A 4,165-nucleotide genomic window follows, 5' to 3' on the forward strand; every position below is an offset into this window, starting at 1 on the left:
GCACACACGCACCCCCCCCCCCGCGCTTTACCTCACCCGCTAACGCAGGCGGCAGGTCAGGGGCGAAACGAGGTCAGAACGCGCGGCAGGAGCGGATGTCGGTGGCCAGGATCGCCTTGGCGCCGAGGTCGGCGAGGCGGTCCATCAGGTCGTTGCCCTGCTTGCGCGGGACCAGGGCGCGCACCGCGACCCAGTCGGGGTCGGTGAGCGGGGAGACCGTGGGCGATTCCAGGCCGGGGGTGATCGCGACGGCCTCGTCGAGCAGGGACTTGGGGCAGTCGTAGTCGAGCATCAGGTACTGCTGGGCGAACACGACACCCTGGATGCGGGCGATGAGCTGGTTGCGCGCCCGGTCGTTCTGGTCGGAACCGGTGCGTTCGATCAGCACGCCCTCGGAATCGCACAGCGAGTCACCGAAGGCGACCAGGTTGTGCTGGCGCAGGGTGCGGCCGGAGCCCACCACTGGGGCGAGCGCGTCGGCGCGGCGGCGCTGGATCGAGATCTCCCCGGCGCCGTCGAGGCGGATCACCTCGGCCTCGATGCCGAACCGCGCCAGGTCGGCGCGGACCAGGTTCGGGTAGGAGGTGGCGATGCGCTTGCCCGCCAGATCCTCGACCTTCCAGTCCGCACCGGCCGGGGCGGCGTAGCGGAAGGACGAGCGGCCGAAGCCGAGCGAGAGGCGCTCGCTGACCGGCGAACCGGAGTCCAGGGCCAGGTCGCGGCCGGTGATGCCGAGGTCGAGCTCACCGGAGCCGACGTAGATGGCGATGTCCTTGGGCCGCAGGAAGAAGAACTCGACCTGGTTGACGGGGTCGAGGACGGTCAGCTCGCGGGAGTCGGTGCGTTTGCGGTAACCGGCCTCGCTCAGGATCGAGACGGCGGATTCCGACAGCGAACCCTTGTTGGGAACTGCGACGCGCAACATGGGAATGGGGGTCCTTTCGGGGAGAAGACGGGAGGAGGTGTCGACCGGACGGATCAGCCGTCACAGATGTCGGTACACGTCCTCGAGCTTCAGCCCGCGACCCACCATCATCACCTGAACCCAGTACAGCAGCTGGGAGATCTCCTCGGCGAGTGCTTCGTCGCTCTCGTGCTCGGCGGCCAGCCAGATCTCACCGGCCTCCTCGAGCACCTTCTTACCCTGGAAATGGACGCCGGCGACCAACGCGGCCACGGTGCCAGATCCCTCGGGGCGGGTCTGGGCACGCTCGGTCAGCTCGGCGAACAGGGATTCGAAGTTCTTCACGAGGAAAGATTGTTTCACATCCTGTACACCGGTTTTCCCGCGCACCGCAGCCGCTCGCGGCCACGATGCGCGGGCACCGGTCAGGATGGGTCTGCCAGCAGGTCGCGCAGGTCGGCGACCGCGGTGCGCAGGTGGTCGGCGAAGGCGTACATCTGGTCGGCCACGGACTTGGGGGTGGCCAGGTAGATGTTCCAGCGGTCCGGCAGCAGCACGTAGGCGATGCCGATGCAGGTGGGGCTGGTGGAGCCGAAACCGAAGTAGCGGATGTGGACTGACGGGGCCGAGCTGGTGCTCAGGTAGTCGTCGCGCATGATCGTCCAGCCGGGGCTGTCGAACAGCGCGATCTGCTCGTCGGCGACACCCAGTTCCGCACCGCGCCTGCGCTGGATCCACTGCAGTTCCCACAGGTGCTGCTCGGGCGCCTGTCCGGCCTGGCATTCCTTGGCCCGGCCGACGTGCGCGGACGCCGCCGTGCGGGCCGCGGCCAGCTTGGCCTCGCGGTCGGCGGTGTCGTCGACCATCGCGTCGACGAAGGCCACCATCTCCGGGGTCACCACCCGCATGGCCTCGGTACGCCCGTTGCGGAACTGCCGGGTCGCGATGGACTCGTAGGTGGCGCCGGTCAGGCCCTTGCTGCGCCGGTGCGCGAGCTGGTAGGCCAGCTGGGCGAAGGCGTCCGGCGAGATGCCGAGCTTCTTGGCGTCGCCGGTGCCGAAGTCGTCGAACGAGACCAGCGCGGTCGCGGTGTCGGCGGCGAAGCGGGCGAAGTCGGCGCCCGCCGCGGCGATGTCGGCGCGCGCGGCCGAGTCGAGGACGAACTCGACCGGCTCCACCGGCGGCAGCCCCTGAGCGCTGGCACCGCTGGCGGCGGCGTGATCCTGCGCGGTCCGCTCGAGCAGCGCGTCCACGAACGACAGCACGGTGGTGCCGTCGAGCCCGCAGTGCTCGATATTGATGCCCGCCTGGCCGTCGGCGAAGACGATGAACGACACCGACTTGTCGAAGTACCGGTTGGCGCTGTCACCGTGCAGCAGCTGATCGCAGGCGTGCAGTTCGTCGCGCGGCGCGAAGTCCTCGAGGCACACCGCGAACAGCGCGGTCTCGATCGCGTCGAACGCCGCGACATTGGCCGCCTCGGTGCGCAGCGCGGCCCGGCTGCGCGCCCATTCCGCCCTGGCCTTGGTGGTCAGGTGGCCGACGGAGGTGTCCGTCGACGCGGGCCTGGTGCCACCCTTGATGACCGCGCGCAGCCCGTCGGCGACGTCTTCGAACGCGTACGGCGCGCCGTCGGGACCGATGACGTCCATCCGGAAGATGTTGCCGCGGTAGAAGACCGCGATGTGGCGCGCGTCCGAGGGACCAGGCCATTCCGGGCTGTAGGGCTTGCGGACGGTGTCCTGCACCTCGCCCGGAATGCGGGTCTCGGAGAACAGGTACTTGTTCTGCCACATCGACAGCTGCTGCCCGCGCTGGGTGACCGGCGGGATCTGCTCCTGATCCAGCGCCAGCTTGTAGTCGACGGCGGCGCCGATGATCGCGGCGGCCCGCTCGGCCTGGCCCGCCACGGTCGAGGAGGCCAGCGGCGTGTCGTCGCGGAACAGGAACACGAAGTTGGCGTTCAACGCGATCCGGTCGCGGCGGCCCAGGTACCGCGACGGCCAGAACTCGTCGAGCCAGCTGCCGACCCCCGGCGTGGCGTCGTACTCGGCGAGTGCGGCGTGCAGGGTCCGGCCCGCCCCACCGGGCCGCAGCAGTTCGGCGACTGCGGCCTCGGTGGTGGCGAGTTCTTCGGCGCCGAGCAGCGGCTGACACCACTGCAGGAACCGCGCGCAACTGTCGTCCAGTGTCGGCAGCGGCACCCGGGGCAGGCTGTCCTCGGCGGCGAACGTCGGTTGGTTCAATCCAGATCCTCAGGTCTCGGTGGGATGCGGGCGTGACACGAACAGGTTGGCGTAGAGCCAGCCTTCGGCTTCGTGGTCGGTGGTGTCGATTCCCTTGGCCGCCAACGCTTCCAGCACCTGTGCACGTTCCTGGGCGGAGGCGAAGCGACGCTGCTGGAACATACCGGGACGCTGCTCGCTGCGATAGCCGAGCGCGGCGAGTTCCTCGGCGATGGGACCGAAATCGAACATCCGCAACACGAAATGCGCCATCCATGGTCGCCGGTGCGGATCCGCTTGGGCGACCCTGGACAGGGTTTTCTCGGTGATGTAGCCGACGCATCCGGTGGAGATCACCAGATCGGCGGAGGCGAGCACACGGCGCTGGGCCTCGGTCGGCTCGGTGGCCTCGAGGTCGGCGTGCACGTAGTCGTGCAGGAATCCGGCGGCGTGGGCGTAGGTCAGCGCCGGGCATGCGGCGTCCATCCCGACGAAGCGTACGTCGGGCATCAGATCGGCGCGTAACCGCTCCCGGTCCGCCGCGATCAGCCCGACCTTGTCGGTCTCGGCGTGGTCGCGATAGTGCCCGGCCAGCTCGTCGACCGTCGTGTCGGTCCGCAGCAGCGCCGCGTTCACCCCGTAGGAGCAGCCCAGGTCGAGCACCGTCGGGATCCGGTCCGGTCGCGCCGCCCGCAGCTGCCGCAACTGCTCCTGGAAGTGCGGCTTGGCCAGTTCCGGGATCCGGTAGTCCAGCTCGTTCATCCGCGCGAAGTAGGCACGCGGGTCGGGGCTTTCGTAGATGTCGTCGAAGGATGCTTTGCCGGTGGTGTGCAACGGAACGGACATGGGCGGTTCCTCTCAGTCGAGCAGTCGGTCACCTCGGACGGCGTCGGCCGCGGCGGCCACATGGTCGGGCAGAACACGGCCGAACAGCTGCCTGGTGCGTTCGACAGTGCCGATCACCCCTGGCCGGTCCGTGTAGGCGAAGATCGCCGAATGTCGTTGTCCCGCACCGGCCACCTCGGTGACCCGGTGC

At 69.2% G+C, this 4,165-nt stretch carries 4 protein-coding genes; all 4 read right to left on the reverse strand.

Annotation, left to right across the window (positions count from 1 at the left end; genetic code table 11):
- Positions 1–73: 73 nt before the first annotated feature.
- The 4 genes from hisG to ACFWPJ_RS26255 all read right to left on the reverse strand — a co-directional run bounded on the left by hisG (position 74) and on the right by ACFWPJ_RS26255 (position 3,975).
- Entirely contained in the window at positions 74–925 is an 852-nt protein-coding gene (gene hisG, locus ACFWPJ_RS26240; RefSeq protein ID WP_378855152.1) for an ATP phosphoribosyltransferase, read from the reverse strand.
- Positions 926–985: 60 nt separating this feature from the next.
- Positions 986–1,249: a phosphoribosyl-ATP diphosphatase gene (locus tag ACFWPJ_RS26245; RefSeq protein WP_378855154.1), complete on the reverse strand. Its 264-nt coding sequence runs from the start codon at positions 1,247–1,249 to the stop codon at positions 986–988.
- An 80-nt stretch (positions 1,250–1,329) separates the two neighbouring features.
- Positions 1,330–3,150 carry a choline/carnitine O-acyltransferase gene (locus tag ACFWPJ_RS26250; RefSeq protein ID WP_378855156.1) on the reverse strand — a complete coding sequence of 607 codons (1,821 nt, stop codon included), beginning with the start codon at positions 3,148–3,150 and terminating at the stop codon, positions 1,330–1,332.
- 9 nt (positions 3,151–3,159) lie between these two features.
- On the reverse strand, positions 3,160–3,975 hold the full coding sequence (locus ACFWPJ_RS26255; protein WP_378855158.1) for a class I SAM-dependent methyltransferase: 816 nt from the start codon (positions 3,973–3,975) through the stop codon (positions 3,160–3,162).
- Between the last annotated feature and the right edge of the window lie 190 nt (positions 3,976–4,165).

Source organism: Nocardia sp. NPDC058497, from assembly GCF_042720195.1.
GTDB lineage: Bacteria > Actinomycetota > Actinomycetes > Mycobacteriales > Mycobacteriaceae > Nocardia.

Bases quoted from the DNA above. Each gene is read 5' to 3' on its own strand.
- ACFWPJ_RS26255 (WP_378855158.1), bottom strand. From the start codon at position 3,975: ATGTCCGTTCCGTTGCACACCACCGGCAAAGCATCCTTCGACGACATC.
- hisG (WP_378855152.1), bottom strand. From the start codon at position 925: ATGTTGCGCGTCGCAGTTCCCAACAAGGGTTCGCTGTCGGAATCCGCC.